Genomic DNA, 21,945 nt, shown 5'->3' with positions numbered 1-21,945 from the left:
GCAAGGCCTTGCGCCCCTACGAAGATCTGTGGTTCAAATGAGTGAAAATTGCTGTAAGGTGAACATTTGTACTTTAGTACTTTGTTAGTACAAGTTAACGGGAGTAAAAAAAATTGGGAGTTGGGAATTTGGCGTTATTATTCTCCCCATTACCCCGTTACCCTATCTCCCATCACCCTTTCAGGCGATTTGAGTTTTTATTATTACAACATTATTTCACTATTACCGTAAATGTGGGGTGATACACCACATCCTTACTCTAGAAATCTTGCGTACCATTACGGCATGGACATTGATCATAACGTCATCGTAATTACTCAAAAATACTTTTGATTACTAATGTACGGTGCAATTAAACTTAAAGGACTCAGATAATTTTCAAAGCAAAGGTAGGTTGGAAATGCTTGGCTTGAGTAATTCGCAAGACAACATGGTAAGCACCGTAGCAGCCACTAAGAGATTAGCAAGGGCAATGATGGTTTCTACAGGCGAATTTTCGCTGATTTTGGCTTGTTGTAACTCTGTTAAGAAGCAACAGCAAATACTAAATTTGTTAACGGAATTTTCTTCAGCTAATATCCAAGAGGTACATCTCGCTCCTAGCGCTGAAACGCTGTATACCACAATTACAACTACAATTGATGTTTCTCAACCTGATGCTTTGATGATCAGGGGTTTAGAATCTGTTGTGGCGATTAATCAACTGATTATCAGCACCAATCTTATGCGAGATGAGTTTCGCAAAAAACTGCACTTTCCGCTGGTATTGTGGGTGAATGACGAAATTCTCCGCAAACTAGTCTGGCTAGCACCCGATTTGAAAGACTGGGCAGCTAGTACTATTAGATTTGATGCACCTAATAATAATCCCCTAGTTGAACGTCAGCCCGTCAGTGCTTGATACTAGATTGCGTTTTGAAAATTATATTTCCCTAGGTATATATCTCATATCTATGATGTGGTTAAAATTAGTCAATCACTTCATTGGATGGGATGATTTAAGATAATGGTATATAAATTTATTAGCATTATTAGCAAAATTACTATAAAAATCTCATAAAAATTCAGGAACAAATAATAAGCACACAAGCGTCTATATTCTCATCTCCCTGAGAATACGGGCGCTTTTGTGTTTACCATATATTTAGTACCTATATAATTACCGTTTTATCTGGGAAAAAACTCCGTATACCCAGACGCAAAATGACCAATGAAAAATGAGAAACAACTAGGAAGGTTTATTTGCACCGACCTAATTTAGTAGCTCATCAGTGCTGAATCATCATTTATCTTATTACTTGACTATGAAAAACCTAATGAGAGATTATTTGACCACCAATCAAGCAAAAATTATCACTGCTTTAGTGTTAACTGGAATTTTATCTGTTAGTAGCGGATTAACACTAATCAATAACTCCACTGCAAATGCAAATCCGTTACCAGAAACAACAAATGAGGTTATCAAAGAAAATCTCCGCGCCAAGGGCTTACCACGTCCAATAGTTAACGCAGTGTTACAAGATTTATCCCAGAAACAGGGAATTTCCCGAAAAAAACTGCAAATTGTTGACTATCGCCAGCAAACTTGGCGTAATGGTTGCTTAGAATTACCTCAACCCGATGAAATCTGTACCCAAGCATTAGTTCCTGGTTGGCTAGTTGTGGTATCTAATGGCCAAGAAAAGTGGATTTATCACACCAATGAAACAGGTTCCATCGTCAGACTAAATCAAAAGCCTAGCGGAATCACAACAAATACGATTGAACCTGTAAAAATTCCGCCAAATGAGTTACCACCACCTTTAGATAAAGGTGTAGTATTTCGCCAAATTTCTAGTGGTGGCTTAACTGGTAGAACTTATCAAACTGTCTTGCTCAATGACGGGACTTTAATTCGCGTGCGGATTGGTGATGCAAATGATTCTGAGCGCAGCGTTCACCGGATTTCTGTACAACAAGTAGAACAGTTTCAGCGATTTTTACAACGCTCCCGATTTGGTGATTTCAAGAATCTGAGTTACCCCGCACCCAGCGGTGCTGCTGATTACATTACCTATAGCCTCACTAGCCGAGAGGGTACAGTTCAATACAACGATATTTCCCTAGATAAACTACCCAAGAATTTACGGTCAGTCGTCAAAGCCTGGGGTCAAATTAGTAAAACTTAGGGACTTCCAAAAAATAACAAGACCTACTCTCGGTCCACATATATTTTCCGCTATGGTGGTCAAGAGTCAACAGTCAAGGGTCAAAAGTCCAGGTTTTTTTGACTCTTGACTTTTGACCCCTGACAAACTTCACGAAAAAACTATAACAGTCGGGGCGCAAGGCCTTGCGCCCCTACCCCCATAAATACTATCTTACAGCAGTTTTCAGGTATTTAGACCACACCCCGATATCTGTATTTCTTTGTTCCTTCCCTACGGGACGCTCCGCGAATGCGCCTTCTCTGCGAGACGCTCCGCGAATGCGCCTTCCCTACGGGACGCTCCGCGAATGCGTGAGATATAAAAATGTGGTTCATTTACCTGAAAATCGCTGTAATGTCTACTATAGATTTAAATCTATCCTCAACGAAATAGTTATTAATACTTGCGGTTAAATCCTTAAGAAAATCTTTTATTTGCTACCCACAATAGTCAGAAGAAACTTTTGATGATGCAAGGCTTACGCCCCATTATTTGCGCCAAATATCAAGGCATCAATATGTAAAAATAGTTTTGATGGAAGCTTATTTAAATATAGATGTACAATAAAAATATATGCCTCAGATCACTCAACTGCCTACCTGTGCTGGAATCTGCTTGCGTTTAGCCTGTACCTGATCAAAAGTCAATGAGAGTAGGTAACGAGTGGTATATCTGTAGGTGGCGGGAATATGGCGTTAAATCTGCACTGTCAACATGAGTTAAGTTCATTTGCAGCAAATCACCGAATACCACTGGCTGCTAGGCTGATTTATCAGCACGGATTTTCCATGACCTAGTTCCCAAGAGTTTTTTGAGATTTAAAATACCGAGGAATCTAATGACTATTTCTCCTTTTAGCAAAGAAAAAAATGAAGATAAACGTCTGAGCCAAAAACCGCATTGGCAAAGACCAATCTTAATGAAGAATAATATGGGGGGTGAAGGGACAAAAAAGCCAAACCCTGTAAACTATAGTGCCATTTTTGAGGGCATACATCGTGGGCGAATTGCAATTTTTATTGATGGTTTAAGCCTATTTCAAGCAGCTAGCCAACTGGGAATTGAAATTGACTATCTGAAATTTCTTTGTTGTTTAACTGATAGTTCCCGACTGCTACGTGCTTTTTTTTATACCATAACTGATATCTCACGACCACCATCTACACGTCTACGCTCCCATGAAAAACAACAGGGTTTTTTATTCTGGATGCGTCGGAATGGCTATCGTGTCGTCACTAAAGAATTTTCAGCTGTAGATAATTCTAAAAAACCCAATCTAAATGTAGAAATTGCTGTAGATATGATTACTTTATCTCCCTACTACGATACTGCGATTTTAGTTAGTGGAGATGGAGATCTAGCTTATGCTGTCAATGCTGTCACCAGTAAAGGAGCGCGGGTAGAAGTTGTCAGTCTGCGAACAATGACCAGCGATAGCTTGATTGATGTTGCTGACTATTTCATTGACTTAGATAGCATTAAAAAATATATCCAAAAGGATTCCACTGTAGGCTATAATTACCGCACGCTGTCTAATTCCAGTGTTTAAATGTCAATTGTCATTGGTAAGGATTTGGGGGATTTTTACGTACAGTAAATAGTTTTGTTAATTCGCGCTGACGGAGCGAGAATGACAAGATAGTTCCCCGTCTACTTCGCCGACAAGGAGGGGATAAAAATATTGCGGCTTCTACTCACAACTCAGAAATTAGTGCTATTTTCAAGTTAGGAAATTTCTCTGCGTATTTCGCTCACTCTTAATCAAGATGGATATTTTAATTGTTGAGGATGAACCAGAAATTGCTCAATTAATCCAACTTTCTTTACAAAAAGAAGGATTTGTCTGTCGCATTAGCCGTGATGGTGTGAATGCGTTGCGGATGTTTCAAGAGCAACCACCAGATTTAATTATTCTCGACTTAATGATTCCTAATTTAGATGGGTTGGAGGTTTGTGCCAGAATACGTCAAAAACCAGGTGCAAAAGACCCTTATATATTAATGCTCACAGCTAAGGGTGAAGAAATTGATCGGGTGATTGGTTTGTCTACTGGTGCTGATGATTATATGGTTAAACCCTTCAGCCCCAGAGAATTGGTAGCTAGGGTACGGGCTTTGTTGCGGCGTAGTCTCCGTCAAGGGGGACAATATCAGGTGAATCGTACTCAACATTTTATAGTAGATATAGACCAGCGCACTGCTAACCGCCAAATAAATTCCCAACCTCCAGAAATTTTGGATTTAACTACCTTAGAATTTAATTTATTAAGCACCTTTGTCAGCCATCCTGGTCGAGTGTGGAACCGTACACAGTTAATTGATAAACTTTGGGGCGATAACTTTTTTGGAGATGAGCGCGTGGTGGATACTCATGTAGCCCGGTTGCGGAAAAAAATTGAGCCAGACCCGGCTAATCCCACTTTTATTAAAACCGTTGTTGGGGTAGGCTATAAATTTGAAGATTCGCCGGTGATGTGAGCATGATGAAAATTGGCTTGCGATCGCGCTTATTATTCTCCCACCTAGTAGTAATGATTGTGGGATTGGTTAGTCTTGTAATTATCAGTAAAATCTCTTCTCCCCGTCTTTTTGTCTTGCATTTACAAAGACTAGAAAATGAAGGATTAGATTTAATTAATATCCGCACTGAATTAGTCGAAGGATTTGAAACTGCTTGGCGACGAAGCACTCTCTGGTCAGTGATAGTTGGTACAACCGCTGCTGGAGGATTAAGTTATTGGGTATCCAAACGGATCATGCTGCGGTTGACTGAAATGGAACAAATCACCCAAAAGTTTGCTGCTGGTAATCTTCAAGCACGACTACCCATGTCTGACATTCCAGAACTCAATCGATTAGGTGTTAGTTTCAACCGCATGGCCGCAAGTTTAGAAGGGGTGGAAGCGCGACGACGGGAACTAATTGGCGATATGACTCATGAACTACGAACACCGTTGACAGTTGTTCGTGGTTACTTAGAAGAACTCGCTGATGGCGAAATTGAACCTTCTGCGGAAATTTATCGGCGATTAGCAAAAGAAACTAAGCGCTTAGAGCGTTTAGTAAATGATTTGCAAGAACTTTCAAAAGCAGAAGCCGGTTATCTCCCAATTAATATCCAGCGGGTGAATTTGCGTCCTTTGTTAGAGTCGTTGGTGGAAAAATTTACCGACCAGCTCTTAGAAGATGGCCCAGTTCTGGGCTTAGAATGTCCATCCCCAATGCCAATGGTATCAGCCGATATGGAACGCACAGAACAGGTGCTGATAAATTTACTTGGTAATGCAGTACGTTACACTATTCAAGGCTCAATTACTATCCGTGTTTGGACGGAAGCATATCAACTCTGGATTGCAGTTATTGATACAGGTATTGGTATTGCCCCAGAGGATTTACCCCATGTATTTGAGCGCTTCTGGCGATCCGACCAATCCCGCGCTCGTCAATCTGGTGGCACAGGTATTGGTTTAACTATCTCTTGTCGGTTGGTGGAATTGCAAGGTGGTAAGATTCAGGTAGAAAGTGAGAAGGGATCTGGTAGTACGTTTCGCTTTTCCTTGCCTTTGGCTTAAATCGAATAAAAATCAGTGTATATACAAAGGATTGACACAAGGTAGTCATAGTTTTGTCATATCCACTTGTTAGTCTGAAATTACGACAATATGGTTTTGCTAATGTCTACTGTTTTCCTGGCAGGATTATTGGTTAGTTTACTAACTGTATCTGGTTACGCGGCGATCGCCTACCTTTTCCCTCCAAATCATTCCCAAGACTAAGTACAGGTTTTCATTACTTGGTAGCGTTCATTTTTGTAGTAGCACTAAAGCACTACTATAAGGGATAAATTTCATTTTCTCAAGATACGAACTTACGAAATCTTGTACTAGGTCAATCCCTATCAAGTTCTACCATCAAGCGTCATCCGTTGACCCTTGATGGTTTTTGTTTGTGATTTTACAGCTATTTACTTTCATATAGACCACAATCAAAGGATGTTACAGGTAAGGTTTATTCATATGTTTGAATTTCAGATATAGCAGTCCTAAATAATTTGATCAACTGTATACAGGCTATCAAGCCTGTCAATAATTTTACATATATTATTACCTTACCTGGGTACAAATTTATAGCAGTTCTCGCTGGAATCCAATACACTGGTAGGTACACGGCACTGTTCCCTAAGCCCCACAATATGATTTTTTATTGTATCCAACTCGGAACGGCTATATCTGCATCCATGTGCGTCCTACTATGGTTAATTCTTGATTCCTGTACCTCACCAGTGCTTGGGAATTTTGCTTAACATTTATTTTATTGCTAACTATCTCTATAATCTCGTATTTATTAAAGATATCAGCCGCCTGATAAAAAAATCTTCCATCGCCACAGTCAACCCTCAACTCAAATATATAAATTTCCCCAGATAAAACTATGTAAGACTTACATAAAAATATTGCCAGTAAATCCTCATACAACTTAAGGAGTGTTTTCAGTGAATCACATGCAATTGACTTTGGTGATTAGTTATCTAATAATGACATGCTATTTTTTGAGCAATTGGTTAATATTTTCCTTGCGCCATCCTAGTTCTCAGCCAGAAGATAAATTTTTATCTTTTGTCATGTGTTTGATCACAATCATGTTTTGGCCGTTGATTATTCCCATATCTTGCTTAGATATGCTCAAGAAGCAGAAACTCGAATTTAGCAGCGTCATTCCTGTTCTTTTAGCCATATTTTCCTTGAGCATCTCGTTCTATCTAAGTTATTTGTAAGTAGCTTGGCACAAATAAACAGTACAGGCTTTGGTCGTCATTTGTCATTGATAATGGTTTGGTAGGTAATATCAGATCCGGTTAAGTGAACACACAAACGGTAGGGGCGCAAGGCCTTGCGCCCAGGTCAGACCTACCTCTATATCCCGAAGGGGCTAGTTATTTGACAGTGAAGCCGATTCTACACAAGGCTTGAGGGTTAATCAACAGTAGCTGAAAAGCTAACAATTACTACCAATTAATCACTTATGCTCCGACGCCAAATCATCTGCTATGAGTAACTACTTTGGCATTTGGCTGTAAAATACAATCATGATACTAGGATTCAAGACACAACTGAAGGTAAACAAGCAACAACGTCTACTACTGGCACAACACGCAGGAGTAGCCAGACACGCTTGGAATCAAGGTTTAGCATTATGTCAACAGGTACTCATACATAATCGGACAAACCCTGACGAGAAAATTAAATTTCCTACAGCCATAGATTTACATAAATGGTTAGTAGCAGCAGTTAAATCTACCCATCCTTGGTATTATGAAGTATCAAAATGCGCTCCTCAGTACGCATTAAGATATTTGTCAGATGCCTTTAAATCTTTTTTCAACAAAGTTAAAGGGTTTCCCAACTTCAAGAAAAAAGGTAGAAATGATTCTTTTACATTAGATGGTGCAATTCACATTGACCATAAGAAGGTAAGAGTTCCAGTAATTGGGTGGTTGAAAACCTATGAAATTTTACCGTTTGGATATAAACCAAAATCAGTCACAATCAGTAAACAAGCTAATAAGTGGTTTATTTCCTGGAAAATAGAATTAGAAACCAGCGAAACCCCGAAAAAGGAAGAATTTGTCGGAGTTGACTTAGGTATAAATCATCTGGCAATATTATCAACAACAGAAGTATTTGATGGAGCAAAAAGTTATAAGAAGTCTGAGCAAAAACTAGCAAAAATGCAATACTTGAATCGACATAAACAAGTGGGTTCAAGTAATTATAGAAAAGCCCAAATAAAAATAGCCAGACTACACCAAAAAATAGCCAACATTCGGAAAGACACATTACATAAAATCACCACCTATATCAGCAAAAACCACGCAGTCATAGGGATAGAAGATTTAAATGTATCAGGGATGTTAGCTAATGGTAAGTTGTCTAAAGCTATAGCTGATATGGGTTTTTATGAGTTTCGTCGTCAGTTAGAATACAAAACTCAACTATATGGAAGCAAATTAGTCATTGTGGATAGATTTTATCCTAGCAGTAAAACTTGCTCTAATTGTGGTGAGAAAAAATCATCTTTGTCACTGTCTCAAAGAGTGTTCCAGTGTGATAACTGCGGTTTTGAGTGTAATAGAGATTTGAATGCTGCTATTAATTTAAGAAAAGAAGCGGTCAGATTGACCGTGTTAGCCTGTGGACTGGATAGTGCCGACACTTCCTAGTCGTTGCAGGAAGAAAAAGCAGACATTTGTTAGCATTTGTTAGCTTTTTTGGATCGGCTGTGATATTATGGGTGACTGCTGCATAAATTTAGAAAAACTACAAATTGAATCGATCATGGCTCTGACGCAACAGCGGAAACAAGAACTAATTTCCAGCTTTCAAGTTCACGAAACCGATACCGGCTCGGCCGATGTCCAAATTGCTATGTTGACTGAGCGCATTAACCGCCTCAGCGAACATCTCCAGGCGAATAAAAAAGACCATTCTTCCCGCAGGGGATTGTTGAAGCTGATTGGTCAGCGCAAACGTCTGCTATCCTATATCCAGCAGGATAGCCGGGAAAAATATCAAGCTTTGATTGCTCGCCTCGGGATTCGTGGTTAGGGACTACCGCTTATGCCTGCTGAAGAATCTGAACGCAGACCCTTGCCTTTTGAACCGAACAAAAAGCGCCCAAAACCAGTAAAGGCGACAACTCAACCACCAGCACCGGCAAAGACATCTGGGAAACAGTCCGACAAGCAGCCACCTTTCTCTAAACAAGAGATGGCCATTCCTCAGGTGGTCAGCCAGCGGATGATCCGACGAGTGGCTGGGTTCTGTGGCATACCAACGGCTTTAGGTATTACCACCTTGGTTGCTAGTTATCTGCTAGCCACCTATACCGACATCAAACTACCTCCCATCGCCGTGTTATTGGTGAACATGGGATTATTTGGTTTGGGGGTGTTAGGGATAACCTATGGGGTTCTCTCCGCCTCTTGGGATGAGGAAAGAGTCGGTAGTCTGCTGGGTTCAAGTGAGTTCAGCACTAATTGGGGACGGATGGTAGAGGTTTGGCGCGAAAGTCGCGAAAAGAAGGTTTGACTATCAGCGCTCAGTTATCAGAAGACTGCGATATTGGGTAGATTTCACAGTAAATGTTGAAGTTTAAATATAACTTTATAACTTCAACATTGCGAATTTAAAATTTATCATTCTTTTCTACACCCAATATGCAGTAATAAAACCACTGAGCGCTATATTTTTGATTCAATAGATTTTCGGATTGATCCATTCGCAATCAATATCTCGCTGAAGTATCCACTTTAAATAAATAGGAACTTTAACATGATTGTGGTAATGAAAATCGGTTCCCCGGAAGCGGAAATTAACCGCATTAATGAGGAACTAGCTAACTGGGGACTGACACCAGAGAAAATTATTGGTAAGCACAAAGTAGTAATTGGTCTAGTCGGTGAGACTGCTGATTTAGACCCCCTGCAAATTCAAGAAGTTAGTCCTTGGATTGAACAAGTATTACGGGTAGAACTACCTTACAAACGTGCTAGCCGCCAGTACCGTCACGGGGAAGCTTCTGAGGTAGTGGTTAACACTCCCAATGGTAGCGTTGTGTTTGGTGAACACCACCCCTTAGTAGTTGTGGCTGGGCCTTGCTCGGTCGAAAATGAAGAAATGATTGTGGAAACGGCTGTGAAAGTAAAAGCAGCTGGAGCCAAGTTTTTGCGCGGTGGCGCATATAAACCCCGGACTTCTCCTTACGCCTTCCAAGGACACGGCGAGAGTGCTTTGGAGTTGTTAGCAAAGGCGAGGGAAGTCAGCGGATTAGGCGTGATTACAGAAGTGATGGACGCCGCTGACTTGGATAAAATCGTAGAAGTTAGCGATGTGATTCAAGTTGGCGCCAGAAATATGCAGAATTTCTCCCTGCTGAAGAAAGTAGGGGCACAGCCAAAACCAGTATTGCTAAAACGGGGAATGGCTGCTACAATAGAAGATTGGTTGATGGCAGCAGAGTATGTGTTAGCTGCAGGCAATCCAAATGTGATTTTGTGTGAGCGGGGAATCCGCACCTTTGACCGCCAGTACACTCGCAATACCTTAGATTTATCGGTAGTGCCAGTATTGCGAAAGCTGACGCACCTACCAATCATGATTGACCCCAGTCATGGTACAGGTTGGTCAGAATTTGTACCTTCAATGGCAATGGCGGCGATCGCAGCTGGAACTGATTCTCTCATGATCGAGGTTCACCCCAACCCGAAAAAAGCTTTATCAGATGGACCACAATCTCTCACACCAGAGGCCTTTGACCAATTAATGCAAGAATTAGCAGTGATTGGTAAAGCCGTGGGACGCTGGCCGCAACCATCTGTAGCTGTGGCTTAGTACTACAGCTTTTTATGTTTGTAGTAGTAGGGGCGCAAGGCCTTGCGCCCCTACAGATCATCGAGCGCCGCCAAAAACCCCCACTATACACCTGATAACTGTTCGTTGACTACTGATTTCATAGGTGGGAGTGTCAATTAGCGGCGTCTGCTACCAAAGCCAGTTGAGCGACGACCTGAAGAACGTCCTCCACTACCAAAACTACTACCACTAGGATTGCGGTTGCTAGAATTGGAACTACCAGAGGGTCTAAGTTCACTGCTACCAAAACCAGAACCACTAGGACGGTTTCCCGTGGTGGTACGTGGTGTATTGCGTGTAGTAGAATCCCCAGGATAAGACCTAATATTCCCTGTAGTGCGGAAAGCCGTACGATTTCTCACGGCTGCAGGTGGCTCATTGTAGCGGCTGCGGTAGCTTTGAACCGCTTGGTCATAGTTGCTACCATATCCACCGTAGCCGGTTAACACTTGTCCGGGTTGATAGACAGGAGGTACATAGTACTGGGGTCTAAATAACAGACTACCAATGGCTTGACCCGCCAAGTTACCAGCCACAGCGCCAGCAAAGGGTGTCCAGAAGTTAGATTCTTGGCGAACTACTACTGTTTCTTGCTGTCCGGTTTGAGGATTAGTTTTTTGTTCGGTGACGTTATGGACGTACTCGATTTTAAAGTCTTCCGTCAGATATAGGCTTGGCTGTCCATTTTCCACATTCAGGTAAGTTTTCTTACCCTCCTTGATTTCATCATCCGTCAGCCGTGCCATTTGCAAATTCTCGGTTATGAAGGTTGGGGGCTTACTGTTGAGTAAAAACAGCGTATAGTCCCCAGTACCATCATTGTAAGTGGCTTGTTGTACCGGATACTGACCATCACTCAACTTAGTGGTGACAGAGTTTTGGTTAACGTTTCTAGCTGAGGGTGTAGTTTGGTTTGAACCCCCACAGGCGACAGTTGTCAAGCACAAACTTAGGGCTAAAAAAACAACTGTAAATCTACGTAATATGGTCATGATCATTGCACTAGTTTCCTATCTTTGAGCTTAACAAGTTCCCGATATACGTAGTAAGTACGGACTACCGACCAGTAAAACTAAGGGGATTGGGGATTGCACTTCTCTGCGAGACGCTACGCGAACGGCTCCGCTCTGTTACCAGGGATTGGGGATTCGGGATTGGGGATTAGCGATTGGGGATTGACAAATGACAAATGACAACTGACAAATGACAAATGACAAATGACAACTGACAACTGACAAATGACAACTGACAACTGACAACTGACAAAGGTTATAAAGGAATTAATTCTGGGTAATATTGTAATAACTGATCATTAGCCAGATCATCACCTAACTGTGCTGGTGAGAAATGGACTTGAATTGCCTTTAGTTTATGTTTGTAGTGTAAATTGATTAAGGCTTTGAAAGCTTCTTTCAGTGCCTGAATATTAGACAGATCAGTTTCTAGGTCTGCTACTTCTCCTTCATAAGCGACTGTAATCATTACAATTACGTTGCGCGTCACAGGTATAGATAAAGGCTCATTGGCTCCACGAGATGAACTTAAATCTAGTTCAGCCCCATATCGTTGAGCAGAGTCACTAAATAATTCATTGACATAATCTCCAGCCTCACCTTCATCCCAAAATACATCGCCTTCATTGGCTGCAGAAAGCCAGTATTCATCAGAACGCAACAAACTTTCACTGATTTCTACCAATGCTTCTCCCAAAACTTCTAACTCGCCATCAGCATCAATCGCTGCGCGTGCAGCACGATTTAATACTCCCAAAATTGGTGCTACATCGCTCCCCCCTAAATGTAGAAATAAGCGAAACACAACATAGCGAGTCCGTCCTATCATTCTATTAAATGTATCGCGCATTTTTTTCCTCCATAAATTTGTCAGTTGTCGTTTGTTAGTTGTCAGAAGTTCGGCGAAGCTCAGTCGAGCCGTTGTCAGCTACCAATGATGAATGACCCATGACCCATGACCCTTGACTATTATTCAAGGTAATGAAAAGTTTTGACAAAATCAATCACCATATTTAACGAAGGCAGTATCAAGTTGGCAGATTTATTAGATATATCATCAATTAAGGATGTATTGCTATCAGGGCGGTTAATAAATCGTTTACCAAAGCTGGGGTGATCATAGATAATCAAAGTTTGCGCTCTGGAATTTGTCAATATTGTCTGGGTGGGTGCCTTGAAGAAGTTTAATTTTGCTGTTATTGCCAAATTTTTTTCCATTTGTTGAATCATCTGAGCTTGATTCTTAGCTTGCTCGATCAAAGTATTTAATTCCTGCACCAGATGGGGTGTTTTTAGCCCCAATTGAGATATATCTTCGCTGGTGATCATTTCCAGCACGGCGTGAATATTTTGTTGTGTGTTAGCGCTATCTCGAAAGGGTAGAATCGCCAGATAAGCACTGGGAAATAAAGCTTCGTCGCTATCCACGCGGAAGGTAAATATAGTCCGACGACGCCCGATTTCAGTGGTGGGCGGTTGTCTCAGCCTCGAGTATTCGCGGAAAATTTGGTAATATGCGCCAGCAAGGGCAAAATTTGCTTCGTGTTCTAGGGCGGCATCAACGATAATGCGGATTGTGGGCGGGGTCTCATTAAAAAAGTCTCGTGAGTCTTCTGAGTTAAACTTTTGGATGATGGAGCGATCGCCTGTGGGACTGAGGTCAACCCATTCACAAGTTATACCTTCGGTTTTTAAGCCAAATCTGGAGGTGGCGTAAAGTTTGGCTCCAGTTAAAACTGCGCCAGTTAAGTCGGCGCCTACCCATTCGGCTTTAATTAATTTTGCCTGAGTTAAATTGGCGTGTACTAAACTGGCATTGGTTAAATTCGCATTGCTTAAATCTGCTCCAATTAAGTTAGCTCCACTTAATTTAGCACCGCTTAAATCTGCCCACCTGAGATTTGCTCCCACCAAATCTACCCACCGGAGATTGGCGCCACTCAGGTCTGCTCCACTGAGGTTAGCATGGCTGAGATTTGCCTGTCTGAGTTCAGCATCTCGCAAATTTGCCCCACTGAGGTCTGTACGACCTAGGTCAGAGACGTTTAAATTAGCTTGTTCTAAGTTGGCTCCTGTGAGGGAAGCGCCTCTCAAGGTTGCTTCACTCAAGTTGGCGCGTCGGAGATTTGCTTGGCGCAGTGTTGCTTCTCGCAGGTCGGCGCTGCTGAGGTTAGCCTCGAATAGATCCGCGCGACTGAGGTCAGCGCGAATTAACTCCGACCGGATTAATGAAGCACCCCTAAGTTGGGCACGATTAAGATCGGCGCGAATTAAGTTAGCTACATTGAGACTAGCATTGTTCAGGTTGGTGTTGGCAAGATGTGCGCCACTCAATCTAGCTACATTCAGCTTGGCATAGCTCAAGTTGGCTTCGGTGAGATTCGCACCACTGAGATTGACCACACTCAAATTGGCTTCACTGAGATTGGCTCCAGAGAGTTTGGCACTACTGAGATTGGCTTCAGAAAGGTCAACACCAGTAAAGTCTAACATTCCTGCCGCGTATTGTTCCAGCAATTCTTCTACAGTCATGAATGCTACCCCTCAGATGCCAACTTTAAAAGTTGGTAAATTATGCAAAAAATATGTAAGAGATGGACTAATCAAAATCAAAAATGAAAATTGGTATTTTAGGACTGGGACTGATAGGTGGATCTTTGGGCTTTGATTTGCGATCGCAAGGACATCAGGTCTTTGGGGTTAGCCGCCGACAATCAACCTGTCAAAAGGCGATCGCCCTTGGCAGTGTCGATCAGGCATCTGTGGATCTTAGCCTGTTAGCTGCTGCTGAGATCGTATTTATTTGTACACCTCTATCACTTATTGTGACCCAAGTTGAACAGTTAATCACTTATTTGTCTCCCACAACGATTTTGACTGATGTCGGTTCAGTAAAAGCACCGATAGTTAAGGCGATTTCTCCCCTTTGGGATCATTTTATCGGTGGACATCCAATGGCGGGAACCGCAGATAGTGGTATAGAAGCTGCACAACGAAATTTATTTGTGGCGCGGCCTTATGTACTTACACCCATTCCCACAACACCAACTGATACAATTGCCGTTGTCGAGAACATTGTGCGATCGCTTGGATCTAATATCTACCATTGTGAACCAGAACAACATGACCGCGCTGTTAGCTGGATTTCACATTTACCTGCAATGGTCAGTTCTTCATTGATTGCAGCTTGTATGAATGAAACCGACCTGGAGGTTTTAAAGTTAGCACAACAGCTAGCTAGTTCAGGGTTTCGCGATACCAGCCGTGTCGGTGGCGGTAATCCAGAGTTGCGCCTGATGATGGCGCGTTACAATCGTCAAGCATTGCTGGGGTCACTGCAACAATATCAGCAAAATTTGGCTGAATTGATTGACTTAATTGACCAGGAAAATTGGCCGGTTTTAGAACACAAGTTGAAATTAACTCAACAGGCGCGTCCTGATTTTGTTGATTAGCTAAGTAGGTCGGCTATTGAGTTGTTTTGTTTTTTCGCGCCGACTTACTTAGGGCGTTTCATTTTGCTCTGCTGCGAGATTAAGGATACAGAGTCGCGAATGGTAGGTATGACCCCTCACGGCACGCGAAAATCAGGGTTTTTGGCGTTGTTCGACGAGCTGTAGGGGCGCAAGGCCTTGCGCCCCTACCCCCTATCGTCCTCACAGAGCCGATAAAATTGGTCTTCCCCCCTGCGACAAATAACACCTATATTTATTAGACCTACAGGATTTTTTGTATAAAAATTTTCAAAATATCCTGATCTTTCTGCGTAAAAACTATGCAACTTCATGGAAGCTTAACATTTCCCATAAATTTGAAGAGGTAAGTATAAACATTGACGGATAAAGGTTTGGGATTTTTACTCAACTAAAAGTAAAAAAAGGCACTATGTGTTTTTGTGAAGAAAGCTAATAATGGTTGATTTTTGATTGATTTACAGGCATATTTAATCCTGTTAATACAACAAGTTTACCTGCGTCAAGCTACTTACGGGTTAGTCCAAGCCATATATATTGACGTTAAGTACATACTGTTGTTTATCTATTGCTAACAGTAATTACGGGTATTGTTAAAGACTGGATTAATAATCTCAGTGCCTACGTAAAACACTAATGCAATTAGTGTCAGATGTTGGTGCTATTGTACTGACAACCATACCCTTGATAACTGTTAACAGTTAAGTGATTTAACCTTTCGCTATTTCATTGAGAGATTAACTAATGAACAAAAAATTGAACGTTCTGGGCGTAGCTGCCACCTTGGCAATGTCCATCGGCTATACTGGTATGGCACAAGCTGCAACTGTCACCACTAGCGGTACTTGGACTTCCGCAGTTGGTACTCAAAGTCCTATCGGTGGGATTGGTACTAACCAGATTAGCTGGGGTACGGCTGCTACTGGGAATGGACAAAGCGGATACAACTTTACTGGTGAAAGTAATGTAACTGCGCCATTAAACGGTAGTTCTTTTTTACTAGGGACATTTACACACTTCAACTGGCCTATCACCGGTAACACTCTTGCCAACGCCAATTTAGGGGTCAATTTTACTGGTGCTTTCAATAAAACCTTCAACTTCGCGTTTAGCCACAACGAGACCCCTAATAACGTCCCAGGAACTGTGTGTCCTGCGACCCCTGGATATTCCGAACCCTGTCCTGATGTCGTTTCCATTCCCTCTCTGAGTTCTACAGAGTTGGTCAGCATTGGTGGGTTTGATTATAACCTGACTATCGAAGGGTTCAAACCAGACGCTAGCTCCAGCCCAGTCTCTCAATTCATCACCATAGAACAACGGGCAAACAGCGCTGGACTCTATGGTAAGTTGGTGCAAGTCCAAGCTACTCCTCCTTCTCCTAACGTTCCTGAACCTATGACCATTCTTGGTTCAGCTACAGCTTTGGTATTTGGTGGAGTTCTCAAACGCAAGCAGTCTCAGGCTCAAAAAGAAAAGGTTAATGCTTAAAAAGGTGAGAATTAAATGAACTACCCACAGTTGGCTTCGCCTGAACTGTGGGTTTCTACGTCCCTCAGTTCGTTTCTAGCAAAGCTTTCTGTAGATTTTTGACGCTTCTTTGCCCCTAGTTGCTTCATGCTTCCCGCTTTTTTACGAGTACATGAAGTAGAGCTAGATGGCTCTGCGCCTACGAAGCCAGTTCCTGACTCCGGTAGAGTGCCTTTAGCCCAGTAAAGCATTACCTCGGCAGCGGCGATATCTCGGTCTTGACGATATCCACAAACACTACACTCGTGAACTCTAACATCGAGTGTTTTCTTGTGCTGATGACCGCATTTGGGGCAGGTTTGACTAGGCCTTACCTTCAGGGTTGGAACTTCAACAAATACACCACCAATTTGCTCAACTTTGTACTTGATGGCACTGCGTAGCATTCCAAAACCTACGTCAAGTATTGACTTATTCAAACCTGCTTTTTGCTTTTTACGCTTACCTTTCTTAGCCGAACTTGTCATGTTCTTTACTTCTAGTTTCTCAGTTGCAATGAAGCTATTACCGCTGACAATTTCTGCTGCAACTTGATGTACCCAATTTTGACGCTGGTTAGCAACTTTACGAGTTAGTTTACTAACTTTATTTTGGGCTTTTTTCCATCTTCTAGAAGCCTTAATCTTCTTTTTTCTATTTGGTGCGCGTTTACGCCTCTTCTCCTTAGACGCTTTTTTGATTTGATGTTCTGCATTTCTCAAAAACTTGGGAGCTTCAATCTGTTGATGATTTAGACCATCAGTAATTGACAATGCTGAAATACAACCTAAGTCTATACCAATAGCACCTGTTGGTAAATTTTCTGGTTTGAGAACTTGGTCTAAAACATCAACGGTAATAGATGCGTACCATTTGTTATTTCTAAAAACAATGGTGCAAGTAGTAGGTGTTCCCCAATACTTAGCCTGACCTCGCATTTGAATGCGTCCAATCTTAGACAGATTCAAGTAACCGTTTTCGCCGTTAGATTCCACAGAATACCCAGTTTTAGCTGGATATGTCCAGCCAGAATAATGGCGAATTGACTTGTATTTAGGGCGTTTACCCAATCCTGCAAACCAGCGTTGGAAAGCAAAATCAACACGTTTCAAAGTTGCTTGTAGAGCTTGAGAATTGATTTCTTTATACTCTGTCCAAACTTCTTTGAACTCTGGCAAACAATTCTGTTGTTCAAAATAATCAACCTTGTGGTTGAACTTTTGATATTGAGTGAATCTGTTATAAATAGCAGCATTATACAAGTCTTTATGGAGCTTTCGGTGATACCGCAAAGACTGCTCTATCTGCTTATTTGGGTATAACCTGAAAGTCATCCGTCTTGTAGCCACTGATTTATTTGCCTCCTTTTTACATTTATTCTATTATATTAGAGTTGACCTATAGGTTTGTCAAGTGGTTCCCAGAAAAAGCTCTCATTCTGTTTTCTCTATTCACCTACATTTTGTGTTTGTAACCAAGTACAGACGCAAAACAATAACCGCTTCAATGTTGGAACGGTTGCAAAAAATATTTGCAAATGTCTGTATAAAAACCAAGTGCAGACTAATCGAGTTTTCAGGCGAAGTGGATCATGTTCATTTGCTAGTTGATTTCCACCCAGATAACAACTTATCCGTTCTTGTAGGTAGTCTAAAATCAGCATCAAGCAGAATTATTCAGAAAGAATTCTCAGAACATCTATCTAATTTTTATCGTCAACCTGTTTTTTGGTCTAGTTCATATTATGTCTCTTCTACTGGCGGCGCACCAATTGAAAAAATTAAGCAATATATACAATCTCAAGAATCCCCAAATGAATGAATGGCTACTCCTCATACATCCATTCCCTTATCAACCTTGCGGTCGATTTTGGTCATAGATGCAATCGTCGCAGCCCGCTATTCATCCCCACCTTGCGAGTACGCTGAAGGTGGGGACTTTCGCGCTTCGTTAACGAGGATCAAGAAAGTTAGGGGACGGCAATCCACTATCTATTCATTAAGTGATCGGTTAATTTTACTCACCGGGTTTATTTTACCACTGATATTATGTGCAACTTTTAAGCTAATCAAAACGCCTAAACGTGATTAACTATGGCATCCGTCAATTCCGTTCGCGTAGCGTGTCGCAGACACGAATCGGAAAGCACGATAGAATCATACGTCACGGTGAAGGCAGTTGCTTGCAAAGCACGCAATAAAATATTACGTGCGCCGTTCACATCGCGGCTAATTTGTATTCCGCAGTGAGGGCATTTAAATACTTTGTTTCCACCTAATTTATGGTGAATATGACCGCAATTACCGCATGTTTTAGAAGTGTAGGACTCGTTACATAAAACGATTATTACGCCTTTCTTTGATGCAGCTTGTTTAAGATGTTGCTCAAATTTGTAATGAGAAAGGGTAAGCATTTGGCGTACAGACTTACTGTTAATTTTACGTCTCTTCCCATTACGTTTTTTAATTACCATCTGACTAGAATCAAATGTTGGTAAGTAAATTACCTTGTAGGCATTAACAAGTAAATTAACAGCTTTGTTGTGTAAATCCTTAATTAAATTTTGGATTCTTTCTCTCACACGGTTAGCGGCAATACGCATCTTTCTACGTTTACGGCATGTTGTTTTGGTGGAACGACTAATTAGATTATCAAGGTGCTGACACAATCTTTGTATGCGTCCGATATCTCCCTTACCAATCTCTAAGACATTCTCTCCATCAAAACCAGTTAAGAAAGTACGATTACCAGGGTCAAGTGCTATCACCCTATCACTACCAGATGGGGTAACATCTTTGTACTGGGGAAAGCAACCAAACCATTTACCACGACGGTATACAAGCTCTGTACCATATTCACATTGGAAAGGAGTAGTTTGACCAATCGTAGTAAATTTCAAACCTTTGGTTGTATTGCAATACCAAGTGCCATTCTTGAAATTACCAACTTTAAATTGGATAGCTTGGCTTGTTGCTTTACAGCTTTTGAACTTAGCATTGCCACCCTGACTACGAGCTTGTTTAAATGCGTCAAATGCTTCAAAACACGCCTCTTGACGCTGATGTCCTGGTAATGTCTTGACCCATGCTGGCACATCCATTTTTTGAGCTATTTTATCCAACTCTTGGGCAGATATTTTAACTTCTTTTTCTTTGTTGGTTTTCTTGACAATAATTATTCGAGTCTGGGCATCATAATTCTTGTGAAGAAAACTAATACATTGATTGAAGTAATAGCGATAAGCAGCAAGCCAACGCTTCCAAACTTGATGTAGTTCTTTGCTAGGAAATAGCCTGATTTTCAATACACTGTTCGGTGACTGCTTTGTCGATGCTTTGTGCCTCGCTTTCTTTTTGTAACTCTTCAAAGATTGTTGATTTGTATTTTCTAAGTCCGTATAACCTGCTAGAGAAACAGTGAATGATGGACAACATATCTTGTACGAGTTCTTGCTCTGGAGAGAGTTTGCGGTCATTGAGAACCAAGAGTTCGCACTCAAATTTTGTGCATAACCACTTAACCAATTCAAATCCGAACCGGACAAGTCGGTCAGGGTGGGCAATGACAAGACGTTGGATATCGCCGTCGATGATTCGTTCCAAAATTGCGAGGAATTTTTTCCGTTTAAAATTGAGTCCGCTTCCAACTTCTGAAATGATTTCTGCCTCTGGGTGTCGCGTGCGTAAGTGTTCAAGTTGTCGTTGCAAATCGTCTTGCTGTCCATTAGTCGAGACTCGCCCGTAGCAAACAGTTCTAACTGTCCTGGACACTCCCGCGACTTTTTCAACTTCTTCGAGGACGAATCTCCTTTGACCGCCTGGTGTACGGATTGCTCTAAGCTTTCCTTCGTTCTCCCACCTTCTAAGACTGGAGACGTGGACACCAAGGATTTTAGCTGCTTCCTTGGGGGTGACATGTTGCATCAAAACCTCATTAACTCAACTACTTTTAGCATAGCGCGAGTTAATAAGGTTTACTCGTTTTAAGCAAATAATTTACAATTAGTTACACGTCCTATCCCCTGAGTTGTTCGCAAGGCGACGACAGGGGATTTTTTATGGAAAACTAACTAGCTGGGCGTAAAAAACTGTACTTTTGAGGTGGTTTCAACCTCTAGCGACAACTTAATACGTTTAGTGGTACAATGTTATATAATTTTAAGCAATATTGCTGCTGCTGTTTTAATAAATGTTTTGGAAACTAGACCAAAGAAAGACTTGGAGGTAGGATGAGCCAAGCCAGCCCCGACCGCCTAGACCGCATTGAAGCTATCCTTGAGCAAGTAGCACGGCAACAAGCTACCAATACTACCGCAATTGCTCAACTGACAGTGAAAGTTGATGGACTGACTGAAGATGTCGCCAGCGTCACTGACATCCTTATGCACTCCATCCAAATCGCTGAAGCCGACCGCGAAGTATTCCAGGCGGAAATTCGTCGCATCTGGGAATACCTGCTAGGACAACAGCGCAACGGGAAAGGACGGGGTGAAGGATGAAAAACGTCGCCATGTTAATCGGTCAATAGTTCTGGTAGAGTGCGTTAACCGCAAGTACGGTACCATGTTTATCGATTTATCGCGGTGCCGTAGTTTCAGCTAGAATCTTCTTCCCGAATTTTGAACTTAACAAAGAAAATTTTTCTCTTGTTGCTGGACACCGAGACAATTTACCAGGAACAGGAGAACTGCTGTAAAGTGAAACGGCTTTCTTCATTCTCTACGAAAGACTTGGCATTTGGTACTTCACAACGCTGTATATTAGTTTGTGATGACTGCTGTGTGTTGATTAAGCGAGCAGCTTGTGTCCAAAGTCCTTGGTATTTTCGCGAATGACCAATGACTCGTGACATCTGTCAGCTTAAAACTTTTATTTCATTTTGATTGAAAGAGGTACAAAAATCGTGAAAGGATTGGTACGTTTATTAACAGTATTTAGTTTGTTGCTGGGCTGCTGGGGATGGTTAGGCACAACTGGGCCAGCCCAAGCTGTCAGTTTCAACACTTTGGCGTTTCCTCAAGTCCCCGTGTTGGCGGTTGGTCAAAATAAGGCTGACGCCAAGCTAGGAACGGAATTCGGTAAAAAAATTGATTTGAATAACACCAACGTCCGCGCTTTTCAACAGTATCCAGGGCTTTATCCCACCCTGGCTAAGAAAATCATCAAAAATGCTCCTTACAAAAAGGTGGAGGATGTATTGAATATTAAGGGATTGAAGACTCGCCAAACAGAACTCCTCCAAGCTAACCTAGATAACTTCACGGTGACGGAAAAAGCACCTGAGTTCAACGAGGGAGACGATCGCTTTAACAACGGTATCTATAGATAACTGCATCGCCAGTTAATCTGCTC

23 protein-coding genes are annotated in these 21,945 nt (G+C 41.7%); 15 read left to right on the top strand and 8 right to left on the bottom strand.

Annotated elements, in window-relative coordinates:
* Positions 1-400: 400 nt before the first annotated feature.
* From HEQ19_27410 to aroF, 10 genes are all read left to right on the top strand, one after another.
* Positions 401-901, top strand: a complete 501-nt coding sequence (locus HEQ19_27410; protein WYM03658.1) for a hypothetical protein — start codon at positions 401-403, stop codon at positions 899-901.
* Between the two features lie 403 nt (positions 902-1,304).
* Positions 1,305-2,168, top strand: coding sequence for a hypothetical protein (locus HEQ19_27405; protein ID WYM02647.1), 864 nt, complete (start codon positions 1,305-1,307; stop codon positions 2,166-2,168).
* A gap of 859 nt (positions 2,169-3,027) precedes the next feature.
* Positions 3,028-3,738, top strand: coding sequence for an NYN domain-containing protein (locus HEQ19_27400; protein WYM02646.1), 711 nt, complete (start codon positions 3,028-3,030; stop codon positions 3,736-3,738).
* 217 nt (positions 3,739-3,955) lie between these two features.
* Entirely contained in the window at positions 3,956-4,666 is a 711-nt protein-coding gene (locus tag HEQ19_27395; GenBank protein WYM02645.1) for a response regulator transcription factor, read from the top strand.
* 5 nt (positions 4,667-4,671) lie between these two features.
* Positions 4,672-5,760 (top strand): HAMP domain-containing sensor histidine kinase, encoded by a 1,089-nt coding sequence (locus tag HEQ19_27390; GenBank protein WYM03657.1) that lies wholly within the window; start codon positions 4,672-4,674, stop codon positions 5,758-5,760.
* 977 nt (positions 5,761-6,737) lie between these two features.
* On the top strand, positions 6,738-6,962 hold the full coding sequence (locus HEQ19_27385; protein ID WYM02644.2) for a hypothetical protein: 225 nt from the start codon (positions 6,738-6,740) through the stop codon (positions 6,960-6,962).
* 312 nt (positions 6,963-7,274) lie between these two features.
* Entirely contained in the window at positions 7,275-8,408 is a 1,134-nt protein-coding gene (locus HEQ19_27380) for a transposase (protein WYM02643.1), read from the top strand.
* Between the two features lie 115 nt (positions 8,409-8,523).
* Complete coding sequence (gene rpsO / locus HEQ19_27375; protein ID WYM02642.1) at positions 8,524-8,793, top strand: 30S ribosomal protein S15; 270 nt, start codon at positions 8,524-8,526, stop codon at positions 8,791-8,793.
* A 12-nt stretch (positions 8,794-8,805) separates the two neighbouring features.
* A complete protein-coding gene (locus tag HEQ19_27370; protein WYM02641.1) occupies positions 8,806-9,276 on the top strand; it encodes a PAM68 family protein in 471 nt (156 codons plus the stop codon).
* A gap of 243 nt (positions 9,277-9,519) precedes the next feature.
* Complete coding sequence (aroF, locus tag HEQ19_27365; protein WYM02640.1) at positions 9,520-10,578, top strand: 3-deoxy-7-phosphoheptulonate synthase; 1,059 nt, start codon at positions 9,520-9,522, stop codon at positions 10,576-10,578.
* A gap of 137 nt (positions 10,579-10,715) precedes the next feature.
* On the opposite strand, the gene HEQ19_27360 is transcribed toward aroF, so the two are convergent.
* The 4 genes from HEQ19_27360 to HEQ19_27350 all read right to left on the bottom strand — a co-directional run bounded on the left by HEQ19_27360 (position 10,716) and on the right by HEQ19_27350 (position 14,144).
* Positions 10,716-11,597, bottom strand: coding sequence for a hypothetical protein (locus tag HEQ19_27360; GenBank protein ID WYM02639.1), 882 nt, complete (start codon positions 11,595-11,597; stop codon positions 10,716-10,718).
* Positions 11,598-11,707: 110 nt separating this feature from the next.
* Complete coding sequence (locus HEQ19_31420) at positions 11,708-11,851, bottom strand: hypothetical protein (protein ID WZI67036.1); 144 nt, start codon at positions 11,849-11,851, stop codon at positions 11,708-11,710.
* 17 nt (positions 11,852-11,868) lie between these two features.
* The gene (locus tag HEQ19_27355) at positions 11,869-12,462 is read right to left on the bottom strand and encodes a DUF1517 domain-containing protein (GenBank protein WYM02638.1); all 594 of its coding nucleotides are present in this window, start codon (positions 12,460-12,462) and stop codon (positions 11,869-11,871) included.
* Positions 12,463-12,581: 119 nt separating this feature from the next.
* Entirely contained in the window at positions 12,582-14,144 is a 1,563-nt protein-coding gene (locus tag HEQ19_27350; protein WYM02637.1) for a pentapeptide repeat-containing protein, read from the bottom strand.
* An 83-nt stretch (positions 14,145-14,227) separates the two neighbouring features.
* On the opposite strand from HEQ19_27350, the gene HEQ19_27345 reads away from it, so the two are divergent.
* Both HEQ19_27345 and HEQ19_27340 read left to right on the top strand, forming a co-directional pair.
* On the top strand, positions 14,228-15,067 hold the full coding sequence (locus HEQ19_27345) for a prephenate/arogenate dehydrogenase (protein WYM02636.1): 840 nt from the start codon (positions 14,228-14,230) through the stop codon (positions 15,065-15,067).
* 762 nt (positions 15,068-15,829) lie between these two features.
* Positions 15,830-16,576, top strand: a complete 747-nt coding sequence (locus HEQ19_27340) for a THxN family PEP-CTERM protein (GenBank protein WYM02635.1) — start codon at positions 15,830-15,832, stop codon at positions 16,574-16,576.
* Between the two features lie 20 nt (positions 16,577-16,596).
* Here the strand turns inward: HEQ19_27340 and HEQ19_27335 are convergent, their stop codons facing one another.
* Positions 16,597-17,928 carry a transposase gene (locus HEQ19_27335; protein WYM02634.1) on the bottom strand — a complete coding sequence of 444 codons (1,332 nt, stop codon included), beginning with the start codon at positions 17,926-17,928 and terminating at the stop codon, positions 16,597-16,599.
* A 79-nt stretch (positions 17,929-18,007) separates the two neighbouring features.
* Here HEQ19_27335 and tnpA point away from each other — a divergent pair, with 79 nt between their 5' ends.
* Positions 18,008-18,415 carry an IS200/IS605 family transposase gene (gene tnpA / locus HEQ19_27330; protein ID WYM02633.1) on the top strand — a complete coding sequence of 136 codons (408 nt, stop codon included), beginning with the start codon at positions 18,008-18,010 and terminating at the stop codon, positions 18,413-18,415.
* 256 nt (positions 18,416-18,671) lie between these two features.
* On the opposite strand, the gene HEQ19_27325 is transcribed toward tnpA, so the two are convergent.
* On the bottom strand, positions 18,672-19,898 hold the full coding sequence (locus HEQ19_27325; protein WYM02632.1) for a transposase: 1,227 nt from the start codon (positions 19,896-19,898) through the stop codon (positions 18,672-18,674).
* Positions 19,876-20,520 carry an IS607 family transposase gene (locus HEQ19_27320; GenBank protein WYM02631.1) on the bottom strand — a complete coding sequence of 215 codons (645 nt, stop codon included), beginning with the start codon at positions 20,518-20,520 and terminating at the stop codon, positions 19,876-19,878. Before HEQ19_27320 ends, HEQ19_27325 begins: the two co-directional genes overlap by 23 nt.
* A 302-nt stretch (positions 20,521-20,822) precedes the next feature.
* Here HEQ19_27320 and HEQ19_27315 point away from each other — a divergent pair, with 302 nt between their 5' ends.
* Entirely contained in the window at positions 20,823-21,092 is a 270-nt protein-coding gene (locus tag HEQ19_27315; GenBank protein ID WYM02630.1) for a hypothetical protein, read from the top strand.
* 170 nt (positions 21,093-21,262) lie between these two features.
* Here HEQ19_27315 and HEQ19_27310 read toward each other — a convergent pair whose 3' ends face one another.
* On the bottom strand, positions 21,263-21,445 hold the full coding sequence (locus HEQ19_27310) for a hypothetical protein (GenBank protein WYM02629.1): 183 nt from the start codon (positions 21,443-21,445) through the stop codon (positions 21,263-21,265).
* Positions 21,446-21,496: 51 nt separating this feature from the next.
* Between HEQ19_27310 and psbU the strand changes: the two genes are divergently transcribed.
* The gene (gene psbU / locus HEQ19_27305; GenBank protein WYM02628.1) at positions 21,497-21,922 is read left to right on the top strand and encodes a photosystem II complex extrinsic protein PsbU; all 426 of its coding nucleotides are present in this window, start codon (positions 21,497-21,499) and stop codon (positions 21,920-21,922) included.
* Positions 21,923-21,945: the final 23 nt, after the last annotated feature.

This window comes from Gloeotrichia echinulata CP02, assembly GCA_038087035.1.
GTDB classification, from domain to species: domain Bacteria; phylum Cyanobacteriota; class Cyanobacteriia; order Cyanobacteriales; family Nostocaceae; genus Gloeotrichia; species Gloeotrichia echinulata.
This window is presented reverse-complemented; position numbering and strand designations above follow the sequence as displayed.

What these genes read in the sequence shown, in the direction of transcription:
- HEQ19_27410 (WYM03658.1), top strand. Translation starts at nt 401, where the DNA reads ATGCTTGGCTTGAGTAATTCGCAAGACAACATGGTAAGCACCGTAGCA.
- HEQ19_27405 (WYM02647.1), top strand. Translation starts at nt 1,305, where the DNA reads ATGAAAAACCTAATGAGAGATTATTTGACCACCAATCAAGCAAAAATT.
- HEQ19_27400 (WYM02646.1), top strand. Translation starts at nt 3,028, where the DNA reads ATGACTATTTCTCCTTTTAGCAAAGAAAAAAATGAAGATAAACGTCTG.
- HEQ19_27395 (WYM02645.1), top strand. Translation starts at nt 3,956, where the DNA reads ATGGATATTTTAATTGTTGAGGATGAACCAGAAATTGCTCAATTAATC.
- HEQ19_27390 (WYM03657.1), top strand. Translation starts at nt 4,672, where the DNA reads ATGAAAATTGGCTTGCGATCGCGCTTATTATTCTCCCACCTAGTAGTA.
- HEQ19_27380 (WYM02643.1), top strand. Translation starts at nt 7,275, where the DNA reads ATGATACTAGGATTCAAGACACAACTGAAGGTAAACAAGCAACAACGT.
- rpsO (WYM02642.1), top strand. Translation starts at nt 8,524, where the DNA reads ATGGCTCTGACGCAACAGCGGAAACAAGAACTAATTTCCAGCTTTCAA.
- HEQ19_27370 (WYM02641.1), top strand. Translation starts at nt 8,806, where the DNA reads ATGCCTGCTGAAGAATCTGAACGCAGACCCTTGCCTTTTGAACCGAAC.
- aroF (WYM02640.1), top strand. Translation starts at nt 9,520, where the DNA reads ATGATTGTGGTAATGAAAATCGGTTCCCCGGAAGCGGAAATTAACCGC.
- HEQ19_27360 (WYM02639.1), bottom strand. Translation starts at nt 11,597, where the DNA reads ATGATCATGACCATATTACGTAGATTTACAGTTGTTTTTTTAGCCCTA.
- HEQ19_27355 (WYM02638.1), bottom strand. Translation starts at nt 12,462, where the DNA reads ATGCGCGATACATTTAATAGAATGATAGGACGGACTCGCTATGTTGTG.
- HEQ19_27350 (WYM02637.1), bottom strand. Translation starts at nt 14,144, where the DNA reads ATGACTGTAGAAGAATTGCTGGAACAATACGCGGCAGGAATGTTAGAC.
- HEQ19_27345 (WYM02636.1), top strand. Translation starts at nt 14,228, where the DNA reads ATGAAAATTGGTATTTTAGGACTGGGACTGATAGGTGGATCTTTGGGC.
- HEQ19_27340 (WYM02635.1), top strand. Translation starts at nt 15,830, where the DNA reads ATGAACAAAAAATTGAACGTTCTGGGCGTAGCTGCCACCTTGGCAATG.
- HEQ19_27335 (WYM02634.1), bottom strand. Translation starts at nt 17,928, where the DNA reads ATGACTTTCAGGTTATACCCAAATAAGCAGATAGAGCAGTCTTTGCGG.
- HEQ19_27315 (WYM02630.1), top strand. Translation starts at nt 20,823, where the DNA reads ATGAGCCAAGCCAGCCCCGACCGCCTAGACCGCATTGAAGCTATCCTT.
- HEQ19_27310 (WYM02629.1), bottom strand. Translation starts at nt 21,445, where the DNA reads ATGTCACGAGTCATTGGTCATTCGCGAAAATACCAAGGACTTTGGACA.